At 70.9% G+C, this 1,280-nt stretch carries 1 protein-coding gene; it reads left to right on the top strand.

The features are described from left to right. Positions 1-1,128: Re/Si-specific NAD(P)(+) transhydrogenase subunit alpha (locus tag MWN34_RS19510; protein ID WP_247030982.1), on the top strand; the 1,128-nt coding region annotated here is incomplete at its 5' end. Positions 1,129-1,280: the final 152 nt, after the last annotated feature.

The following is a 1,280-nucleotide window of genomic DNA, read 5'->3' on the forward strand; positions in this document are numbered from 1 at the left end:
GCCGGGGAGTCTCGTGTTGGGGGAACGCCTGACACGGTGAAGCGGTATGTCGGGCTTGGTGGGGACGTTGTTGTTGCGTCCGGAGCCGGGGTTCGTTCGGGGATTCTGGACGTGGATTACGAGGCTGCGGGTGCGCGGATCGTCGCGGACAATGCGGCGGCGGTGTCGGGCGCGGACGTGATCCTTTCGGTACGGCGCCCGGAGGCGTCGACGCTGGCGGGAGTGAAGCCCGGAGCCCTGGTGGTCGCGATTGCGGACCCGTACGGCCATGAGGCGGAGCTGGCCGAAGTGGCGAAGACCGGGGCGAGCCTGTTCGCGATGGAGCTGATGCCGCGGATCACCCGGGCGCAGGTGATGGACGTTCTGTCGAGCCAGGCGAACCTCGCCGGCTACCGGGCAGTGGTGGACGCGGCGGCGGCGTTCGGCCGGGCCTTTCCGATGATGATGACGGCGGCGGGCACGGTTCCGGCGGCGCGGGTGTTCGTGATGGGGGCGGGCGTGGCCGGTCTCCAGGCGGTGGCGACGGCGCGTCGGCTGGGCGCGGTGGTGTCGGCGACCGACGTGCGGCCTGCGGCGAAGGAGCAGGTGGAAAGCCTCGGGGCGAAGTTCATCGCGGTCGAGGACGAGGAGTTCAAGCAGGCGGAGACCGCGGCGGGCTACGCCAAGGCGATGTCGGCGGAGTACCAGCAGAAGCAGGCGGCGCTGGTGGCGAGCCACATCGCCAAGCAGGACATCGTGATCACCACGGCGCTGATCCCGGGTCGCGCGGCGCCGAAGCTGGTCTCGGCGGCGATGGTGGCCTCGATGAAGCCGGGCTCGGTGCTGATCGACCTTGCGGTGGAGCGCGGCGGCAATGTCGAGGGCGCGGTGCCCGGCGAGGTGGTGGAAACGGCGAACGGGGTGAAGATCGTCGGCCATCTGAACGTTCCGGGCCGGCTGGCGGCGACGGCCTCGCAGCTTTACGCCAAGAACCTCTACGCCTTCCTCGAGACGCTGATCGACAAGGGGACGAAGAGCCTGGCGGTGAAGTGGGACGACGAGCTGGTGAAGGCGACGCTGCTGACGAAGGACGGTGCGGTGGTGCATCCGGGCTTCGGCGGGGCGCAGCCGGCGGCGAGCGCGGCCTGAGGCGGGCCGCCCCTGCCGTTTCCGGGAGCCGTGCTCCCGCCTTCTCCGCGCCGTCCCGGCCCTGCGGGCGTTTCCCGTTGCCGGACGTTTTCCGTTCCCGGGCGTTTCCGGTTCGGGTCTGGCCGGTAGCGGTGAGGGAGCGCGCGGGGGGG

Origin of the sequence: Ancylobacter crimeensis, assembly GCF_023016805.1 — a bacterium.
Classification (GTDB): Bacteria; Pseudomonadota; Alphaproteobacteria; order Rhizobiales; family Xanthobacteraceae; genus Ancylobacter; species Ancylobacter crimeensis.